We start from the raw sequence: 729 nt of genomic DNA, 5'->3' as shown, positions 1-729 counted from the left end.
CCCGTCTACATGATGCGTCGCCCTGAGACTTGCAGGACTCTAGGTAAGGGCCGCACAGCATTTTACAACGACATCAGCAAAGGGCTTATGACCCCTGGCGTTGCCATCACTTCCCGAACCGTTGCCTGGCCTAGCGATGAAGTCTTCGCCGTGATGAAAGCGCGTATTGCAGGCAAGAGCGAAGCCGAACTCAAAGAGCTGGTTCAAAACCTATTAGAGAGACGCGAGTTGGGAGAAGCATAGAATGAAAAAAACAAACGCCCCGAAGGGCGAAAGTCAGCAACTAAATTCTACATCAGCCCAACGAACACGGCTTTTAAATGCGCTCAAAGAACGCTCTAACGAAGGTGTGACTACAATCTACGCTCGTGAACAACTGGACATAATGTCACCAGCACCACGAATTATGGAGCTTCGAGAGATGGACTGGGATATTCGAACTGTATGGACGACAGAGGAAAACAGTCGAGGCTACAAGCACCGTAATGCCCGCTATGTTCTTGTCAACGAGCATTGTGGAGTCTTGTAAGAGATGGCTCGCCCTAAAGGAAAAAGTGGACAAAAGAAACGTCCTTTCGTGATGCTGCCAAAAGACGTTTTAAGGCATACTGACTACATCAATCTAAGCCACAAGTCGAAAGTACTACTTGTGGACGTTTTGAGGCAATATCAGGGCTACAACAATGGTGATTTCAGTATTACATTGTCTCTTATGCAAGAGTATGGCTG

At 47.6% G+C, this 729-nt stretch carries 3 protein-coding genes; all 3 read left to right on the top strand.

Annotated features, from left to right (window positions below; translation table 11 throughout):
• A partial coding sequence (locus A3738_RS31735; protein ID WP_369819847.1) for a helix-turn-helix transcriptional regulator occupies positions 1–243 on the top strand: 243 nt, incomplete at its 5' end.
• 1 nt (position 244) lies between these two features.
• Positions 245–529: a helix-turn-helix domain-containing protein gene (locus A3738_RS28600; RefSeq protein WP_068501194.1), complete on the top strand. Its 285-nt coding sequence runs from the start codon at positions 245–247 to the stop codon at positions 527–529.
• 3 nt (positions 530–532) lie between these two features.
• The coding region (locus A3738_RS28595; protein WP_197474114.1) for a hypothetical protein at positions 533–729 on the top strand (197 nt) is incomplete at its 3' end.

It is taken from the genome of Oleiphilus sp. HI0066 (genome assembly GCF_001635725.1).
This window is presented reverse-complemented; position numbering and strand designations above follow the sequence as displayed.